This is a genomic window from Leucobacter sp. UT-8R-CII-1-4 (assembly GCF_030010235.1).
Taxonomy (GTDB): Bacteria; Actinomycetota; Actinomycetes; order Actinomycetales; family Microbacteriaceae; genus Leucobacter.
This window is the reverse complement of record NZ_JASCRS010000004.1, coordinates 103,152-121,354: the sequence shown is the minus strand read 5'-3', so window position 1 is coordinate 121,354 and position 18,203 is coordinate 103,152. Positions and strand designations below refer to the sequence as shown.

General features: G+C 59.0%; 18 protein-coding genes. 8 read left to right on the top strand and 10 right to left on the bottom strand.

Annotated features, from left to right (window positions below; genetic code table 11):
• Positions 1 to 15: 15 nt before the first annotated feature.
• Together QBL02_RS10285 and QBL02_RS10280 are read right to left on the bottom strand one after the other, a co-directional pair.
• Positions 16 to 690 carry a response regulator transcription factor gene (locus QBL02_RS10285; protein WP_282726342.1) on the bottom strand — a complete coding sequence of 225 codons (675 nt, stop codon included), beginning with the start codon at positions 688 to 690 and terminating at the stop codon, positions 16 to 18.
• On the bottom strand, positions 683 to 2,104 hold the full coding sequence (locus QBL02_RS10280) for an ATP-binding protein (RefSeq protein ID WP_282726341.1): 1,422 nt from the start codon (positions 2,102 to 2,104) through the stop codon (positions 683 to 685). The genes QBL02_RS10285 and QBL02_RS10280 overlap by 8 nt, the downstream gene beginning before the upstream one ends.
• 115 nt (positions 2,105 to 2,219) lie before the next feature.
• Between QBL02_RS10280 and QBL02_RS10275 the strand changes: the two genes are divergently transcribed.
• Positions 2,220 to 3,740 carry a PspC domain-containing protein gene (locus QBL02_RS10275; RefSeq protein WP_282726340.1) on the top strand — a complete coding sequence of 507 codons (1,521 nt, stop codon included), beginning with the start codon at positions 2,220 to 2,222 and terminating at the stop codon, positions 3,738 to 3,740.
• Entirely contained in the window at positions 3,737 to 4,249 is a 513-nt protein-coding gene (locus QBL02_RS10270) for a hypothetical protein (RefSeq protein ID WP_282726339.1), read from the top strand. Before QBL02_RS10275 ends, QBL02_RS10270 begins: the two co-directional genes overlap by 4 nt.
• A 153-nt stretch (positions 4,250 to 4,402) precedes the next feature.
• Here QBL02_RS10270 and QBL02_RS10265 read toward each other — a convergent pair whose 3' ends face one another.
• Positions 4,403 to 5,956, bottom strand: a complete 1,554-nt coding sequence (locus tag QBL02_RS10265; RefSeq protein WP_282726338.1) for a histidine kinase N-terminal domain-containing protein — start codon at positions 5,954 to 5,956, stop codon at positions 4,403 to 4,405.
• Between the two features lie 223 nt (positions 5,957 to 6,179).
• Between QBL02_RS10265 and QBL02_RS10260 the strand changes: the two genes are divergently transcribed.
• The gene (locus QBL02_RS10260) at positions 6,180 to 6,569 is read left to right on the top strand and encodes an Rv3235 family protein (protein WP_282726337.1); all 390 of its coding nucleotides are present in this window, start codon (positions 6,180 to 6,182) and stop codon (positions 6,567 to 6,569) included.
• 128 nt (positions 6,570 to 6,697) lie between these two features.
• On the opposite strand, the gene QBL02_RS10255 is transcribed toward QBL02_RS10260, so the two are convergent.
• From QBL02_RS10255 to phoU, 6 genes are all read right to left on the bottom strand, one after another.
• Positions 6,698 to 7,558, bottom strand: a complete 861-nt coding sequence (locus tag QBL02_RS10255) for a MetQ/NlpA family ABC transporter substrate-binding protein (protein WP_282726336.1) — start codon at positions 7,556 to 7,558, stop codon at positions 6,698 to 6,700.
• A 100-nt stretch (positions 7,559 to 7,658) separates the two neighbouring features.
• Positions 7,659 to 8,423 (bottom strand): methionine ABC transporter permease, encoded by a 765-nt coding sequence (locus QBL02_RS10250; RefSeq protein ID WP_282726335.1) that lies wholly within the window; start codon positions 8,421 to 8,423, stop codon positions 7,659 to 7,661.
• Complete coding sequence (locus QBL02_RS10245; protein ID WP_282726334.1) at positions 8,420 to 9,385, bottom strand: ATP-binding cassette domain-containing protein; 966 nt, start codon at positions 9,383 to 9,385, stop codon at positions 8,420 to 8,422. The genes QBL02_RS10250 and QBL02_RS10245 overlap by 4 nt, the downstream gene beginning before the upstream one ends.
• A 141-nt stretch (positions 9,386 to 9,526) precedes the next feature.
• Positions 9,527 to 10,570: a 23S rRNA (guanosine(2251)-2'-O)-methyltransferase RlmB gene (gene rlmB / locus QBL02_RS10240; protein ID WP_282726333.1), complete on the bottom strand. Its 1,044-nt coding sequence runs from the start codon at positions 10,568 to 10,570 to the stop codon at positions 9,527 to 9,529.
• A complete protein-coding gene (cysS, locus tag QBL02_RS10235) occupies positions 10,567 to 12,060 on the bottom strand; it encodes a cysteine--tRNA ligase (RefSeq protein ID WP_282726332.1) in 1,494 nt (497 codons plus the stop codon). Before cysS ends, rlmB begins: the two co-directional genes overlap by 4 nt.
• A gap of 258 nt (positions 12,061 to 12,318) precedes the next feature.
• The gene (gene phoU, locus QBL02_RS10230; protein WP_282726330.1) at positions 12,319 to 12,963 is read right to left on the bottom strand and encodes a phosphate signaling complex protein PhoU; all 645 of its coding nucleotides are present in this window, start codon (positions 12,961 to 12,963) and stop codon (positions 12,319 to 12,321) included.
• A gap of 209 nt (positions 12,964 to 13,172) precedes the next feature.
• On the opposite strand from phoU, the gene QBL02_RS10225 reads away from it, so the two are divergent.
• Positions 13,173 to 14,375, top strand: coding sequence for an ATP-binding protein (locus tag QBL02_RS10225; RefSeq protein WP_282726329.1), 1,203 nt, complete (start codon positions 13,173 to 13,175; stop codon positions 14,373 to 14,375).
• Positions 14,372 to 15,067, top strand: coding sequence for a response regulator transcription factor (locus QBL02_RS10220; RefSeq protein WP_282726328.1), 696 nt, complete (start codon positions 14,372 to 14,374; stop codon positions 15,065 to 15,067). The genes QBL02_RS10225 and QBL02_RS10220 overlap by 4 nt, the downstream gene beginning before the upstream one ends.
• 106 nt (positions 15,068 to 15,173) lie before the next feature.
• On the opposite strand, the gene QBL02_RS10215 is transcribed toward QBL02_RS10220, so the two are convergent.
• Complete coding sequence (locus tag QBL02_RS10215) at positions 15,174 to 15,779, bottom strand: DNA modification methylase (protein WP_282726327.1); 606 nt, start codon at positions 15,777 to 15,779, stop codon at positions 15,174 to 15,176.
• 164 nt (positions 15,780 to 15,943) lie between these two features.
• Between QBL02_RS10215 and QBL02_RS10210 the strand changes: the two genes are divergently transcribed.
• The 3 genes from QBL02_RS10210 (at position 15,944) to QBL02_RS10200 (ending at position 18,073) form a co-directional block, all read left to right on the top strand.
• Positions 15,944 to 16,429, top strand: coding sequence for a CarD family transcriptional regulator (locus QBL02_RS10210; RefSeq protein ID WP_282726326.1), 486 nt, complete (start codon positions 15,944 to 15,946; stop codon positions 16,427 to 16,429).
• Positions 16,430 to 16,468: 39 nt separating this feature from the next.
• The gene (locus tag QBL02_RS10205) at positions 16,469 to 17,212 is read left to right on the top strand and encodes a phosphoglyceromutase (RefSeq protein ID WP_282726325.1); all 744 of its coding nucleotides are present in this window, start codon (positions 16,469 to 16,471) and stop codon (positions 17,210 to 17,212) included.
• Positions 17,213 to 17,479: 267 nt separating this feature from the next.
• The gene (locus QBL02_RS10200; protein ID WP_282726324.1) at positions 17,480 to 18,073 is read left to right on the top strand and encodes an alternate-type signal peptide domain-containing protein; all 594 of its coding nucleotides are present in this window, start codon (positions 17,480 to 17,482) and stop codon (positions 18,071 to 18,073) included.
• The last annotated feature ends 130 nt before the right edge of the window (positions 18,074 to 18,203 follow it).

Sequence of the window (18,203 nt, the reverse complement as noted above, 5' to 3'; positions counted from 1 at the left end):
AACGACACCCACGAGTCAGAGCAAACGCCGGCTCAACGCCCAAGCCGTTAGTTCGTGCCGGTTCGACAGTTGCAATTTACGCAGCACATTCGACACGTGTGTTTCCACAGTTTTCACCGAGAGGAACAGTTCGGCGGCCACCTCTTTGTACGCATAGCCTCGCGCGATCATGCGCATCACTTCTTGTTCCCGTGCGGAGAGGCGATCCAACTCGTCGTCTGTCGCTGCTGTCTCGCCGAGACCCGCACCGAAGGCGTCGAGCACGAACCCGGCAAGACGAGGCGAAAATACGGCGTCACCGCCCTGCACACGCGCAACCGCGGAAGTCACCTCGGCACCAGAAGAGGCTTTCGTGAGGTAGCCGCGGGCACCTGCCCGGATCACGCTCACCACGTCGTCGGCGGCGTCCGAGACACTAAGCGCAAGAAAACGCACTCCCGCAAGGCCTTGCTCACGACGCGAAAGCTCAGAGATACTGCGCAGCACCTCGGCGCCACCGCCTCCCGTGCCGCCGGGCAGGTGCACGTCAAGAAGCACCACGTCGGGCACAGCAGAGCAAATGACTTCGATCGCTTCGTCAACGTTTGCGGCCTCGCCAACAACGTCAAGCACGGGGCCGAGTTCTGCCCGCAAACCGGTACGAAAAATCTGATGGTCGTCAACGATCACGACGCGAATTTGCTCAGTCATCACGGCTCTTTTCGTTTTGCGTTGGATCGGCCAAAGGTAGCGAAAGTCGCACAGCCGTGCCGGCACCGCCTGGGCCAGGCACAATCTTCGCTGTTCCTCCGGCTCGCTGCATGCGGCCCTGAATTGACTCGCGCACTCCCATTCTGCCCTCTGGCAGCTGACTGAGGTCAAGCCCCGGCCCACGGTCGGTGATATCGATGGTGACCGCGCGCTGCCCGGTCTCAACATAAACGGTTACCTCACCGCCAGCATGCCTCGCCGCGTTCAGCATGGCTTCTTTGGCTGCGGCAACGATCGCTTCCGGCACCGCGCGTTGCGCACCCACCGAGATCACTTCAAAGCGCACCGAGTGGTGTGCTTCAAGCCCGGCGGCATGCGCGCGCAATTCTTGTTCCAGGGCTTCTTCGTCTACCGGCTCAGCTCCATCAGCTGCACGAAACAACCATTCGCGCAGATCACGTTCTTGTCCGCGTGCAAGGCGGGCAATGTCGCTGCCGGGTTCTGAACGCTGCTGAATCGCGGCGAGGGTTTGCAACACGGAGTCATGAAGGTGCGCGGCAATGTCGGCGCGTTCGGCTTCGCGCGCTCGAGCCGAACGCTCGGCAATGAGCTCTCGATTCACTCGCAGCGCCCACGGGGCGAGTGCAAGCGCGACACCGGCGAGCACCGCAAATGCCGCCCCGATCACGGTGAGCATGCTCGGCTGGCTCGCGGTCACAAAGAACATCAGCACGCCGACAGAGACAAGCGCGAGTGCACCGAGTACTCGGGGCAACATATTGCGTTCTGGGCGGTTGCGGTCGGCAATCTGCCACCAGGTGAGTCCGACGCCGACGAGCACAGCGAGGGCTGGCAGCAGCATGTCAAGGCGCAGCTCCACGCCAAGTTGCACTAGCACCAGGCCGAATCCGGTAGCTAGTAGACAGGCACCGAGCAGAAATTCGGCGATTGGCCAGCGCATGGCGCGGTTTACCAGTGGTGAGGGCGAAGCCGGTATCGCGCTACCGGGTTTTACAGATGGTTCAGCAGCTACTTGAGGGTTGTTCGCTGCCGAATTGGCGCTTTTTGCAGTCGCAGTGGTTGAGGTTGACGGTGCCGCATTTGCAGTGGCAGAGGCAGCTGCTGATCCAGCGCTAGATACCGCGCCAGTACGAGAAGGAGAAGCCGAGGTAGACGCGAACCCTGCCGGCTTAGTGAGCGCTCGCCGCATTGGCGCCACGGTATCGCCCGTATCAGTCGGAACTAGCAGCCAAAGCCAGGCATAAAAAATTACGCCTGCGCCGCCAAGCAAACCGAATATCAACATGGCAATACGCACGGTTTTTACCGGTACTCCAAGATGATCGGCCAGGCCAGCGCACACCCCAGCGATCATGCGGTCTTCGCCGCTGCGCACAAGTGTGGGTGTTGTCATGCTTCAATCAAACCATTTCCCCGTGGGTTCTCGGGGGCGTTCAGGCCACATTCAGGGTCGGCTCAGGGTAACCCCCCATAGCGGCCGCTGCGCCTCCACCGGCAAACTCGTAGTTATGAACGACACAACTCCTCCACAGGGCGGCCCCCAGGGTAATAACGGCCCGTCATTTGAACGCGGCTCTGACCGCTTTTTCACTTGGCTGCGCGGACTTGATATTACGCGCAGCGGTGATCGCTGGATCGCCGGTGTTGCTGGCGGTATCGCGGCAAAGGCAAAGATCGACCCGATCATTGTGCGCGGCGTATTCATTGTCTTGGCGCTGCTCGGCGGCCCCGGCATTCTGCTCTACATTGCAGCCTGGCTGATGCTGCCAGACGCCAGCGGGCGTATTCACTTGGAGGAACTGTTCCGGGGGCGAGCCTCGGCCGGGGCGGTAGTCGCAGCTATCGTACTCGGCGCAGTACTCATCGTTCCCACAATCATCGTTTTCTTCCGCACCGTGTTCCTCGGGCCCTGGGGGTGGGATACCTGGGGTGTGCTCCCCACCTGGCTGCAGGTAACCTTCGGAGTGCTTTGGTGGGCTGTCGCGGTGCCGGCACTCGCGATCTGGCTGATTACCTGGCTCAGTAGCCGCTCACGCAATCATTCTTCTGGGCACTACAAGGAGCAGGCCAATAAGTTTGCTGACCAGGCGAACGAATTTGCCGAGCGCACCACGACGCAGGCGAACGATTTCGCTGAACGCACAGCTGCTCAGGCCAATGACTTCGCTGAGCGCACCAGCAAGAAAGCGAACGAGTGGGGCCAGAGTTTCTCTGAAAAGGCCGACGAGTGGGGCACGAAGGTCGATGAGAAGTCGAAAGACTGGGAGAAGTGGGGCCACGAATACCGTGATGCCCACCGGCTCGGCGCCGTGCACGTCGTGGTGAGCCTCGCGCTCGCTCTACTTGCTGCGGGTTGCATCGCGACGGCGACACTCGCCTACGGCGGAGACAACAATCTCGCTCTCACCACAGGCTTGCTTGCCGGTGTCACGGTGCTCGCTATCTCGACAATCATCGCCGGCATTCGCGGTCGTGACAGCGGCTTCATTGGATTCCTCTCCTTCTTCGGCGTTGTCGCGCTGATCTTCGCACCGTTCAGTTCGCTGCTGCCCAGCGACACCGAGGTGGTACCTTTCGGTGATTCAGCGCTGCGAGTGCAGACCGTTGGTGAGGATCAAGCACTCGTCACTATCGCCGGGAACTCGCTGATCGATCTGAGCGATGTGCGAGCTAGCGCGAATGCACGAACCGTTGATCTTTGGATCCTCGGCGGAAACGCGACCGTTCGGATGCCAGACTCTGCTGCAACCACGGTGCGGGTGGATCTATTCGCTGGCACCATTAAGGATCAGCGCGATAGCGCAGATGAGCGTCGCCAGGGTGGCGTGCTGATGTCTCGCACAATGAAGCAGGGGTCGACTCAGGACGAGCAGATCCAAGTGCACGTGCGTATGCTCGGCGGCACCGTCATTGTTGAGGGTGCAGACGCTCCACCGACGAAGCCAGAACTCACCCGTGCTGAGAAAGATCGCCAAAAAGAAATCGACAAGCTCAAAGACCGCATTAGCGAATTGGAGGATGCACGATGAGTAACGAACCGAGCGAAACTCAGAAGGCTATCTCGGAGTGGGCACCGCAGCCAGCGGTTGGCGGCAAGGGTCCGAAAACGAACGAATTGCCCGTTGTCTCTGTCGAGCCAGCAAGTGCGGCAGATCCTACGCCCGAAGCTGCAACCGAAGCTGACGTCAACGCTGGATCAGCAAGCGCTCCTGATTCAACGCCTGCGGCTGAACCACAGCCCGGCCCACAGTCCGGCCCACAGCCCGGCCCGCAATCTGGCTCGCAGCCCACGCAACCAGCGGCCGCGCCAAGCTACCAGCAGCGTCCAGAGACCATGGCTCGTCGCCCGAAAACGGGCACAATTGTCTGGGGTGTGCTGATGCTCGCGTTCTGCGCGTACATGGCTGTTCAGCTGGTTGCACCCGACAGCATCGACGTCACCACGTTCGTGATTGCTGGCACCATTGGCCTCGGGGTGATCCTGCTCGCAATTGGCGGCATCGTGATCATCCGGTCAAACCGCAACTCACGCAAATAACTGCCCACCATGCAGTGCAAGGCCCGTCATCCTGCACGAAATCGCAGAAGGCAGACCAATGAGTTCCGGCACCTCAGCGGTCGCGCAGGATGACGGGTGCACCCGCCCGAAGCAGGCCTGAATAACAGCGAGAGCCAGAAACGGCTCTCGCTGTTATCTGCCTTCTACGCTCGTGCGGATCCAGTGCAGCGGCACCTCGATCGAGACGCGAGTTCCGCCACGCTCATCGGGGCCCCAAGTAATCGATCCACCGAGCTCACCCTCCACAAGGGTTCGCACGATCTGAGTGCCGAGGCCGTCACCCACGGTGCCACCGGGCAGGCCGGTACCGGTATCAACAACCTCAACCGCGAGGCGATTATCAGTACGGTCGGCAGTGATGTTCACTTCACCCTCACGGCCGGCCAGGCCGTGCTCCACCGCGTTCGTCACAATCTCAGTGAGCGCAAGCGCAAGCGGGGTCGCGTACTCGCTTGGCAGCTCACCGAAGCGGCCCTCCTTGTGCGGGTGCACCGTGGTGCCGTGCAAACTCGCTACCTCAGCGGCAAGACCGAGCACGCGGTCAAAGACCACGTCGAAATCAACAATCTGCGAGAGTCCGGTCGAGAGTGTGTCGTGCACAACCGCGATAGCCGCAACACGGCGCATCGCCTGACCCAGCACCTCTTTGGCTTCTTCACTGCGCGCTCGACGAGCCTGCACACGCAGCAGCGAGGCCACCGTCTGCAAGTTGTTCTTCACTCGGTGGTGAATCTCGCGAATGGTTGCGTCTTTGGTGATCAGCTCCTGCTCCTGCTGGCGCAGTCCCGTCACGTCCCGGGTGAGCACGATTCCGCCGATCCGCTCTTCATCTCGAATTACCGGAATCGAACGCAGCGTCACCACTCTGCCGTTAATCTCGACATCTGCGCGTCTCGCGACGCGGCCCTGCGCGATCAGAGGCAGTGACTCGTTCGTATCGAACTGCCCCTTCACGAGCTCTGCGATTGCCTCGGCAAAGTTTTCACCTTCAAGCTCGTCACGGTAGCCGAGCAGCATAAATGCCGACTGGGTGTTCGGGCTTGCGAAGGTAACGACACCCTCCATGTTGATGCGCACCAGACCGTCTGAGGCCCTCGGTGCACCGCGTTCGCGGCCGCGCGAGGTGCCCGGCGATGGGAAGAGGCCCTGCTGAATCATCGAGAACAGATCATCTGCAACCTCGCGGAACGCCTTACCGATGTGGTTGGTGTACTGCGGGTCAGATGGGCTCGTGTGCACGGTCAGCACGGCGAACGGCTGGGTTGGCATGCCGATCGTGGTGATCACGCCGGTGTCGGTATTGCGGGCGGTTTCAGATGCGCCAGCTGCCCCCTCGTCACGCATGCTGACCGAGAAGGCGTTCAGCTTCATTGCGGTCTCTTCGTACCAGACTGGCGCACGAGAACTTGCTGGCTTTCGTGTTTCCATCGTCTCGTCGACAATTTCGCGCCAGTCATCGCGCATGTAGTCGCCGATGATGTCACGGTAGAACAGCGTCACCGAACCGGCCGGGCGACTGTGCGCGACAGCAACATAGTTGTTGTCTGTGGTTGGCACCCAAAGCACCACATCACCAAGCGCGAGGTCAGCGAGCAGCGGCCAATCTAGCGTCAGCAGCTCAAGCCAGTCGAGCTGCTCATCGCTCAGATCGGAGTACTTAGTTGCAAGGTTGCGAAGGGTAGACACGGTTTCAGCATAGAGGGCAAAATCTTCGGATCAAGTGAAGTTCAGCCTAGCCACGCTGGGAAGTCGAAAAAACCTTTGCGATCAGAGCTTAAAGCTTCTACAGACTAGGCGAAATTCCTATTGTGGATTGCTGTTGATCTGCGCTTATGGTGTTCTTCACAGCCGCGCTAGCGGATCAACACACGCATCGGGGAATGCGCTCAAACCGATTTGAGGAGCCCCAATGCAAGCAGTATTCAATACAGATGCCCTCCCCTTCGATTTCGCCGAAGAGATCCCCGATCCGCAGGATCGATTTGTGCGGAGACTGGCAACACTCTGTTTTGAAGCTGTAGAAGGTTTACGCGGAATTCACGAGATTGGCACCATGCTCTCGATGGGCGCAGCCAGGCAACTCGCAGTGCAACGGACGGCGCACCGAGAGCGCCGTGAGGCGCAGCTTGACCGCCGAAGGTGCATCGCAAGCCCGGGCAGACTTCGCCTGTGCCGAGTGTTTCCCCACGTAGCCGAAGCGACCGTCGTGCTGCACACCGAGCATCGTTCTCACGCGGTTGCGCTGCGACTCGAATGGGCGCACGGGCGCTGGCGGGCAAGCGAGATATACGTGATGTGACCAGAGAACATCGGGAGAGGGCGGCGAACTCCGCCACGGTGGATCGCCCACACAAAAGATCGCCCGCAGGCATGCGCAATGCATGCCCGCGGGCGATCCAACGTATTTCTAACTGAGTACGCTCAAGCTTAGAAAGCTGGCGATACGTCACCACCTGGCCAGGTCTCCTCGATGAAGGCCTTGGTCTCTGGCGAAGTGAGCAGCTCGTCGAGCTTGATCAGGCGTGGATCGTTCACATCGGCCGAGCGCACGGTGAGGAAGTTGGCGTAGATGTTACCCTCAAGCGGCTCAATGATGAGCGCATCCTTCAGAGTGAAACCTGCATCAAGGAAGTAGTTTCCGTTCAGAATGCCAAGGTCGACATCGGCGAGGGCACGTGCCTGTGCAGCCGGGTCGGCCTCAATGAAGTTGAACCCGTGAGGGTTGTACTCTTTGCTGCCCTGGATCGCGAGCACGCTGAGGTCGCCATCCTTAGGCAGCACAACGAGGTCTTCCTGAGCGAGCAGGCGCAGCGCACGCTCCTGGTTCGCTGCATCGTTAGTGACACTGATCTTTGCGCCATCTGGCAGCTCGGCTACGCTCTTGTACTTCTCTGAGAACGCAGCGTAGGGCTCAACGTGAACGTCGCTCAGCGGCTTGATGTCGTAGCCGAATTCTTCGACCTGAGCATCGAAGTATGGGCGGTGCTGGAAGTAGTTTGCGTCTACCTCGCCCTCTTCGAGCCAGCGGTTGCCAAGTGGGTAATCGCTGAAGGTCTTAATTTCGAAATTGATACCAGCGTCTTCAGCGAGGTTCTCCTGAACAAACTTCAGAATGTCAGCGTGAGGAACCTCAGTGGCGGCCACCTTGAATGGGGTGTCAAGCGAAACCTCGCCCTTGTCTGCGGTGTCTGCACCGGCAGCGCCACAGGCTGCGAGGCTGAGTGCGATCAGCGCTGAAGCGCCGACTCCGAGAACACGAAGTACGCGGTTTGAACGTGAAATAGACATGGTGTGTCTCCTGTTTTTGGGTAGGTGTGACGCCATTGACGGCACCTTGACGGAACTGAAAAATCTGAGTGAAACGAGCGAACTTAAACGGAAAACGAAATTACTTAGGCATTCGTTGCATTTTGCTGAACTGTTTCTTGTTGATGGCTCGGCCAGAAGCCGTAGACCGGTGATCGAGTGCACGAGCTGCTGCATCGCCGATCAATTGGAAAATCTGCACAATGATGATCAGCAGGATCGTCGCCGCAATAAGCACCGGCAGATCGAAGCGCTTGTAGCCATAAGCGTCTGCGAGATAGCCAAGACCGCCACCGCCGACGAGTCCGGCCATCGCCGAGTAGCCGACGAGCGCAATTGAGGTGGTGGTCACAGCAGAGACGATGCTCGGCAGTGCTTCTGGCAGCAAGGTGCGGGTGATGGTCTGGTACTTGCTCGCGCCACAAACAATTGAAGCCTCAATTTTGCCGGCAGAGACCTCACGCAAAGCAGACTCAACGAGACGCGCTAGGAACGGAATCGCGCCGATTGCGAGGGGCACGACCGAGGCGGTCGCACCGAGGGTGGTGCCCACTACGAATCGGGTCACCGGCAGAAGCAGCACCATAAGAATGACGAACGGAAGCGAACGCACAATGTTCACGATTGTGCCGACGATCTGGTTTGCAGCGGATGCCGGACGCAGGCCCGTTGGTCCGCTATTCCAGAGGTAGACACCGAGCGGCACGCCAAAGATCACCGAGATTATGAGTGCGGTCAGCACCATATAGAGGGTCTCGAGAGTAGACGAGGGCACCGCTTGGGTTATCACCGGGTTTGAGAAGATTTCTTCCCAGGACCAACCGCCCTTTGCCAGCACCGCGCTCATCCTTCTGCCACCGTAAAGTCATGCTCGCGCAACCATGCGGCAGCCCGATCGCGATCTGCGAGCGATTCGAAGCCGAGGGTTGCGCTCACCACGTGCACATCGCCAATCGCGTGTGTGCCACCGGATACCAGGGCAACCTCGATATCGAGTTCACGGGTGATCTTTGAGATAAAGGGAATCGCGGCCTGCACATGGCCGCCACTCACCTGTAGTTGTGTGTCGCCCTTAGCTGCTTCAACGCCGAGGTCGCTCAAGAGCGGCGAGTCTGCGTGCGCTGCAACGGCCTCAACTGTGCCGTCGTCAACGATGCGTCCGCCTTCGATGACAGCGACGCGGTCCGCGATGCGGCGCACCACAGCGAGGTCATGGGTGATGATCAAAATGGTGACGTTGAGCTCGTTGCGAAGCTTCACCAGCAGATCGAGCAGGTCTTCGGTTGTGCTCGGGTCGAGTGCCGAGGTTGGCTCGTCGCAGAGCAACACATCTGGGTTTGAAGCGAGTGCTCGCGCGATACCAACACGCTGCAGCTGGCCGCCGGAAAGTTGTGAGGGGTAGTTGTTCTGGCGATCGCCAAGCCCGACAAGCGTGAGTAGCTCTTCGGCACGCCTGGCTCGATCCGCTTTTTTCCAACCAGCAATCTCGAGTGGGTATTCGACGTTCTTTTTCGCGGTGCGATTGTCGAGCAAATTCGCGTGCTGAAACACTTGACCGATTGCGCGGCGTGCCTGACGGAGTTCTCCCTCGGCGAGGTCTGTGATGACTTTATCGCCGACGATGATTTTGCCGCTGCTTGGCTGTTCGAGCAGGGTGAGGCAGCGCACGAGAGTTGATTTTCCGGCACCACTCTGGCCAACGACTGCAAGGATCTCGCCGCGATCAACCCTGAGATTTACATCGTCAAGGGCGCGCACTTCGTTCGGCCCTGTGCCGAAGACTTTCGCGAGATTCTCTACTTGGATCACTCACTCATCATGCCATTGTGCGGCAGGTGAGTGTGAAATATCTGTCACACTCTGAAATGTTGTGTGGCTGGTGCGCTACAAAACAGCGAGCGAATAGAAGAGCGTTCGCTGCAACAGACGCAGCGAACGCACTCCAGGAAGTTACTCCGTGACGGCAGCAGCGGCTTCAGCGGCGGCAGCAATCGCGGCAGCCTCAGCGGTCGCCTCGGCACGCAGCTTCGAGACCTCATAGAGCGAAACGCTCGCCGCGATACCCGCGTTCAGCGACTCGGTAGCCGCAGAAATCGGAATCGAAACCACGGCGTCGCAGTTCTCGGTGACCAAACGTGAAAGGCCCTTGCCTTCACTACCAACGACCACAAGCAGTGGGCGGTTTGCGAGGTCGAGACCCGGCAGCGACACATCGCCGTCTCCGTCGAGGCCGATCACGAAGAGACCGCGCTCTTTCAGACCCTTAATGGTCTGGTTAAGGTTTGGCGCCATAGCGACGGGCACCCGAGCAGCCGCACCGGCAGAGGTCTTCCAGGCTGCCGAGTTCACACCAACCGAGCGGCGCTGCGGCACGATAACGCCCTGGCCACCAAACGCTGCAACCGAGCGAATGATTGCACCGAGGTTGCGTGGGTCGGTGATGCCATCGAGGGCCACCAGCAGTGGCAGATCACCGCGACGCTCAATCTCGTCAAGCATCTCGAGAGGGTGTGCGTACTCGTAGGCAGGCACCTTGAGCGCAACGCCCTGGTGCACTGTGTCGCGCGTGGTCATACGATCAAGCTCTGGCCGCATGATTTCGAGCACGGGAATATTCCGACCAACGGCGAGTCCAAGAATCTCGCGCATGCGATCATCCATCTCAACCTTGGCCGCAACATACAGTGTGGTCGCCGGAATCTTCGTGCGCAGTGCCTCAAGCACGGCGTTACGACCCGTCACCAACTCAGTGTCGTCAGTCTTTTTACGTGGCGTGCGCTTCTGTTCGTCGCGGCCGCCGCCGTGGCGCTTACGAGCTGCTTCGAGGCGCTCGCGTGCTGCCTTTGCCTTACCTGCCGGATGGTAGGTACGGTCTTCTGCTTTAGGGGTGGGGCCGCGGCCTTCGAGCGCCTGGCGCCCCTGTCCACCCGAACCTACGGCTTTGCCGCGGCTCTTCTTTCGTACGGCTCCGCCGCGCGTGCTCTTGCTGTTCATGTCAGGCTCCAGCGAGTCTCTTGTTGTCCGTCTTCTAGTGCAATGCCGGCCGCAGTGAGGCGGTCTCGAATCGCATCGCTCGTGGCAAAGTCCCGCGCGTCTCGTGCAGCGCGGCGCTCGGCAAGCATACCTGTAATTAGAGTATCGAGTGCTTGCTGCTCCCGAGCTGAGTCACCGTTAGCGCTTTGATCGGCCCACTGTTCGGACCGAGGATCAAGCCCGAGCACATCAAGCATGGCCACCACTTCGGCAGCGCGAGCGATCAGGGCTTCGCTGTTGTTTTCGTCGATGGCGACGTTTCCGGCACGTACTGCACCGTGTAGTGCAGCGAGCGCCTGGGGAATCCCAAAGTCATCAAGCATGGCCTCAGAAAACGCTGCTGGGAGCATCTCTGCGCTAGCTTTGCCCTCAAGCGGGCTAAGGTAGAGCGCAGCGAATGCCTCACCAGCAGTGGCATCTTCCTTGCTTGCGGCCAGGTGGTCCCACGCGCGCTCAAGAAAACCCTCAATACGCGAGAATGCTGCGGCGGCTTCATCAAGTGATGACTCCGAGAATTCAAGCACCGAGCGATAGTGTGCTGAGCCCAAGAAGTAGCGCAGCACGAGTGGCCTGGTTGCGGTCAAAAGATCAGCGGCAAAGAGCGAGTTGCCGAGCGACTTCGACATTTTCTGCCCACCAGTGTTTACCAGACCGTTGTGGATCCAGTGCTTCGCGAAGCTCTGGCCAGCTGCGGTTGACTGCGCCAGTTCGTTTTCGTGGTGCGGGAATCGCAGGTCAAGCCCACCGCCGTGAATGTCAAAAGCATCACCGAGGTAGTGCGCTGCCATTGCCGAGCATTCGATGTGCCAGCCTGGGCGTCCGCGACCCCACGGCGAGGGCCACGATGCGCTCTCGGGCTCATGCTCGCGGTAGGCCTTCCAGAGCGCAAAGTCGCGTGGGTCGCGTTTGCCTACTGGTTCGCTATCTGCGGCGTCTTCCATCTGTTCACGGCGTTGCCTCGTGAGGGCACCATATTCTGGCCAGCTCGCAGTGTCGAAGTAGACACTCGCGGTGCCGTCTTCGGCTTGGTAGGCGTGGCCGCGTTCGATCAGCTGTTCGATCAGCTCAACCATTTCGGCGATGTTTGCGGTTGCGCGCGGTTCGTACACTGGCGCAAGCACGCCGAGTGCGTCGTAGGCTGCGGTAAATTCACGCTCGACTCGGTAGGCGAGCGCCCACCAGGGTTCGCTTCCGCCGGATTCCTGGGCGATCCGCGCATTGTCGAGAATTTTGTCGTCGATGTCGGTCACATTGCGAATGAGGGTGACCTGGTGACCGGTCGCTGAAAACCAGCGACGAATCTGGTCGTAGACGAGCGCGCTGCGCAGGTGCCCAATATGTGGCGCCGACTGAACGGTCGGTCCGCAGACGTACATGCCCACTTCGCCGGCCTTGATCGGATCGAAGTCGACGACGCTCTGCATACGCGAGTCGTAAATACGTTGTTTCACACCATTAAGCCTAGTCGCGCTGGATCGCTCGCAGTGTTTCATTACAGCCACCGACGGCAAGGAAGAGAGCGAGGCGCTGCCTTCTGTTTTGTGTCTGCGCACAGCGGAGGCGGGGTTCCGTCTTTCATCGCTTTCACTCTGGCCGTTTGGCTCAGTGGGATGCTCGGAACCCACCTAGCCAAACTGTAACGTCATGATGGAAATGAAAGACGGAACCCCGCCTCCGATCACGCTCAACCCATTGCGGTCAAGAACTAGCTACTGCAGTTCTCCGCTGAGGAAGAAGTTCATCTGCTTGGTGATATCAACTGCGTGATCGCCGAAGCGCTCGTGGTAACGGCTGGCGAGGGTGGCGTCGACCACACCGGTCGGGCCGTCAACCTGGATCTTCTCGCTCAGCACCTTTTCAAAGACTTTTGCGTGCAGTTCATCAAGATCGTCGTCGAGGTCACGAATCTTGTCGATGACCTTTGCGTTCTGATCGCGCAGCAGCTCGACAAGCAGGCCCGCCATCTTCACGTCAACGGCGCCCATCTTCGAGAAGGTCTTGCGAAGCCCTTCTGGGATCGCGCTCTCTGGGTAGCGGTAACGAGCGAGCTGAGCAATGTGCTGAGCCAGGTCGGCCATGCGTTCAAGCGATGAACTCATGCGCAGTGCGCCTACGATCAGCCGTAGGTCGCTAGCTACTGGCTGTTGGCGCGCGAGGATGTCGATGGTGAGTTCGTCGAGTTCGCTGGTGAACTGATCGACTTGGTCGCTGCCATCAAGCACCAGCTCGGCGAGCGCTACATCGCTCGAACCGAAAGCGGTTGTTGCCTGCTGAATCGCGGTTTCAACGAGCTCTGCGATTTGCACGAGACGGCTCTGCACCTCGCGCAGCTCCTGCTGAAAGACTTCACGCATTCCTAAAGTTTCCTGTTCTGGGCGTTTTCAAACGAACGTATCTTAAGTTCATGATGGTTCATGATGCACCTAATCGGGGCGTCAAGACAGCAAAGCCGACGCACGCCCTCGCTTAATTGTGTCCCCAGCTCGTGAACACTGCATCTACTGAAGGTGAACAGGAGCTTAACTCACCTGAACGTAAAGCCCTCGCAACATACGATGGAGACATGACCCCGACGCTACTCGTCCTGGCCTCAGTTGGACTCGGACTCGCAGCTGGTGCCCTCGGCACCGCCGTAGTGTTTGGCACCCGTTCACTTGGCCGCAAACGTGCGGCCTCAATGCGCCCAGAACTTCCACCCGCCGCAATCGAATTGCTGCACGCGCTTGATCGTTTCGCGGTGATCCTCGACGCCTCGCTTTCACCGGTCTACGCGAACCCGGCAGCACGCGATGACTCACGTATTACCGGCGAACAACTCAACGATGCCGAGTTTTTGAAGCGTGCCCGACAGGTGATGTCAACTGGTGCGACCGACGTCATCGATCCAGCAGAGGGCGACACCATTCGCTTGCAGATCGTGCGCTTGCAGCGGCGATTTCTGGTGGTCTTCGCAGATGATCTCGGCGAAGAACAGCGTGTGAATGCAATGCGTCGAGACTTTATTGCGAATGTCAGCCACGAGCTCAAGACGCCGATTGCCGCAATCAGCTTGCTCTCCGAAGCTGTGCTTGAAGCGGCAGACGAGCCGGAAATTGTGCGCAGCTTTGCGAAGAAACTACACAAAGAGTCTCGTCGCCTCGGCGACCTTTCCCGCGACATTATTCAACTTTCTGAAGCACAGACCTCGTTGCAACCCGAAGATCGCGAATCCGTTGCGTTGCGCGCGGTCGTTCGTACCGAGGTAGAGGCGCATCAAGAATTCGCCGCGCAACAGGGCATCACGATTGTGCTCGACGAGGATCCAACGCTGCCAGAAAACCTGACCACCCTCGGCCGCCCCTCTTCTCTCGGCACGGTGATCGCGAATCTGCTCACAAATGCGATCAGGCACTCACCAGAGGGCGCTTCGGTCGGCATTGGGATCGACGTCGAAGATAATAATTGCCGCATCACTGTGAAAGACCAGGGCGAGGGTATCGCTGCCGAACACTTGCCCCGCATCTTTGAGCGCTTCTATCGCGTTGATAACGCACGCAGTCGTGATGGCGGCGGCACCGGCCTTGGCCTCTCGATCGCCCGGCACACGATGCGCGCCCACGGCGGAGATATTACCGTCTGGTCGCAGCAGGGTGTCGGCTCAAGTTTCACCCTCACATTTCCCCTGATTGAAGACGAACTTTCAGAAAAAGAACGTCGCCGCAAAAAGCGCTCTGCTCGTAAGAAGCGCGGCGAAGATCCTAGAACGAAGAAAGAAGTGACATCGTGAATTCCCGTATTCTGCTCGTTGAAGACGAGAGCTCCATTTCTGAACCACTTGCCTTCTTGCTTGAGCGCGAGGGTTACCGGGTGCAAATTGTGGCCGACGGCTCTGAGGCTGCACGCGTTTTTCCCGATTCGCAGGCCGATCTGGTGCTGCTCGATCTGATGCTTCCGGGCCTGCCCGGCACCGAGGTGTGCCGCAGCATTCGCGCCAAGTCACAGGTGCCCATCATCATGCTCACCGCAAAAGACAGCGAAATTGATATCGTTGTTGGTCTTGAGCTTGGTGCCGATGATTACATCACCAAACCGTACTCGACTCGCGAGTTGCTCGCCCGCGTTCGCGCCGCGCTGCGCCGCTCTGAAGCAGCCACTGTGGTCGATGATCTTCCAGAAGACGATGGTGTGCTCGACGAGCTCGGCATTCGCCTCGATATTGAGCGGCACACGGTTGAGGTGCAGGGCGAAGAGGTTGCGATGCCGCTTCGCGAGTTCGAATTGCTTGAACTGCTGATGCGTCACTCGGGTCGCGTGCTCACTCGCGGGCAGCTGATCGATCGGGTTTGGGGCAGCGATTACTACGGCGATACCAAAACCCTCGATGTGCATGTGAAGCGCATCCGCTCACGTATTGAGCAGGATCCCAAAGAACCGAAGATTGTGACTACGGTGCGTGGCGTCGGCTACCGCTTCGGGTAACGGCCTCTGCAGGTAGCGCTGGATCACCCAGCCTCAGCACAATGACAAATGCCCCGAGCCATACGGCCCGGGGCATTTGTCATGACCGCAATACGGTCAGAAAGCACTACTCAGCTGCGGGAGCTTCGTTTGCCTCTGGAGTCTTCGCGTCAGCGGCGTCCTTCGAAGTAGCAGTGTCGTCTGCCTTCTTCTCGTCTTCCTTCGCGTCGCTCTCCATCTTGCGCAGATCTGAAAGCGAGAGTACGTAATCCTGGTACTCGCTGAGCGTACCGTCAAGCACTGGTACCTCGAACTTCGCTTCGCCGCCACCGGCTACCTCGAAGTAGACCTCTACGGTTGCGCCGGCCTTAAGACCTGGCAGGCTCACGAGCGTCGGTGCAACCTCGCCCTTTGGATCACCGAACGAGGTGAGGCCTGGAGCCAGCAGGAAGTCTGCGGATGCCTGAGTTGATTCGTGCGAGAACGTCATACTCAGGATCTGGTTCTCAGTGCTGTTGTTCACGCCAGCGAATACAACGTTGAAGTTGTCTCCGCTTTCGTCAGCTACAAGCAGCAGGTTGCGCAGGGCGACCTGCTCAATGGTTACATCGATTCCGTCGCTCGGTGCATATGGGTGAGTCGTTCCCTGTGGAGCGATCATGCTGCAACCGGTTGCGCCAAGGGCGAGAGCCGCCGCAAGAGCGATTGACGAAGCGATCCGACGAGTCTTCAAGGTGTGTCCTTTGGATTCAATGGGCGGCAAAAATCGGCCTGCAGTACATCAGACAGTTGAGATCATACTATCGCGTCTTTGGCCCCTCGCTCACCATAGGGAAACCTAAGTCGCGCCAAGGCGTGTGGTATTATAGAGGCTTAGCTTATGCAAGGAGCCACTCAATGCAGTTTGAGGTCGGAGAGACCGTCGTTTATCCCCATCACGGCGCGGCGAAGATCATTGAAGTTAAGAAGCGCAAGCTCGGTGGCGAAGAGAAACTTTTTCTCAAGCTCCAGGTCAATCAGGGTGACCTGACCATCGAGGTTCCTGCTGAGAACTGCGATCTCGTTGGCGTTCGTGACGTCATTGACCAAGAGGGACTCGAGCAGGTCTTCGAGGTGCTTCGTGCACCATTCACTGAAGAGCCAACCAACTGGTCACGCCGTTACAAGGCAAACCTTGAGAAGCTCGCCTCTGGCGATGTGATCAAGGTGAGCGAGGTTGTTCGCGACCTGTGGCGCCGCGACCAAGAGGTCAAGTCGCTTTCGGCTGGCGAGAAGCGCATGCTCGCAAAGGCACGCCAGATTCTCGTTTCCGAGCTCGCGCTCGCAGAGAAGACCGACGAAGACAAGGCATCGGAGATGCTTGACGGAGTCCTCGCTTCCTAATCGCTCATCCGTGGCGCACCGCAGGGTAGGCTGGACGTTATGACGAACACGCTGATCCTGCTGCGCCACGGGCAAAGCGAATGGAACGAAAAGAACCTATTCACCGGCTGGGTCGATGTTCGACTCACCGAACAGGGTCGCCGCGAAGCCGCTAACGCTGGCAAGCTGCTCGCCGAGGCGGGTCTGTTGCCAGACGTGCTGCACACCAGCATGCTGAGCCGCGCGATCCAAACTTCGAACCTGGCGCTTGATTCGGCTGATCGTCTCTGGATCCCGGTAAAGCGTTCCTGGCGTCTCAACGAGCGTCACTACGGCGCTCTGCAGGGCCTCGACAAGAACGAGACCCTCGCGAAGTACGGCGAAGAGCAGTTCATGGAGTGGCGTCGTTCGTTTGATACCCCTCCACCAGCACTCGATGATTCGAGTGAGTGGTCGCAGGCGAATGATCCTCGCTACGCTGACATCGATGGCGAACGCCCTCGCACCGAGTGCTTGAAAGACGTTATCGTTCGATTGCTGCCGTACTGGAACGATTCGATCCTGCCAGATCTGAACTCGGGCAAGACCGTGCTTGTCACGGCTCACGGCAACTCGCTGCGCGCCCTCGTGAAGCACCTCGACGGAATCAGCGACGCTGACATTGCCGGTCTGAACATTCCAACCGGCATGCCTCTCGTGTACGACATTGACGAGAACGGCAAGCCCACTGGCCCTGGTCGTTACCTTGACCCAGAAGCAGCAGCAGCGGGTGCCGCAGCGGTTGCTGCGCAGGGCAAACACTAAGCCCCTCGTTTCATACCCCTCACCTCAAGCTACGGCTTGGCGTGAGGGGTTTTTGCGTTCCCGGGCCGCTCCGTACCGCCAGCCGTGCCGAGGCGGTCTAGAGTTCGAGTTGATGCCTGCGTAGACGGCGTCAGACCCCCGGACGTCTCTTGAGTAGTCGACCTGAAACTTGAGTAGCCATCAGCCTCATTTGGTGGTTGTTTCACGTACTAAAGCGACGGATGCTGTAACTGACTTTTTTCTATCTTTAACAATTCTGGGGAACTGATGACTAAGACAAAACGCGGTCACGCTGCAGCTCGAGGCGCTCTAGCCGCTGCCATAGCCACCGCGCTTCTGCTCGGTGGCTACGGTGGCTTCTCGCTCTGGCAAGACTCCGTAACCGGCGGTATCAACGACAACATCCGCACCGGCAAACTTCGCATTCTCGAGGTCGAAGACGGGGTATGGTCGTTCGCATTCAACGACACCGACATGACCGGCGATGGAATCCCAGACGAAGAACAACCGATCGTTCTAGCCGACTGGAAGGCTTCCCCCGGCGACGAACTTGTGTACCGCACCTACGCTACGGTACTCGTCTGCGGTGATGACATGCTCGGTGAATTCAGCATCGATCAAAGCTCATACACAGTGAACGATCCGGCTCTTCAGGGCCTGGTCACCGTGGCCGTCGATGACGCAAACCTCACCGTCTACCCAGACCCAGAACCGCAGCGCGTGCCAATCAAGGTAACAGTGAAGTTCAGCGAGCTGATAGCCGGTCTCGACGGACAAGACCTCGCCGATGTCATCGACCTCAGCCAGCTCAAGTTCCAACTAGATCAGGTGCAAGCACCGACAAGCCCGTCGGGGCCATAATTAGGCGCCACATTTAGGAAGGATCCCTGATGCCAGTTCCCCGCTCCGCATCAGGGATCCTTTCTTTTGGGTACTCCAATCGCGAAACGATCCAAGCCAAGACGAGCGTCGCTTCAGGCCAGGACTAGCA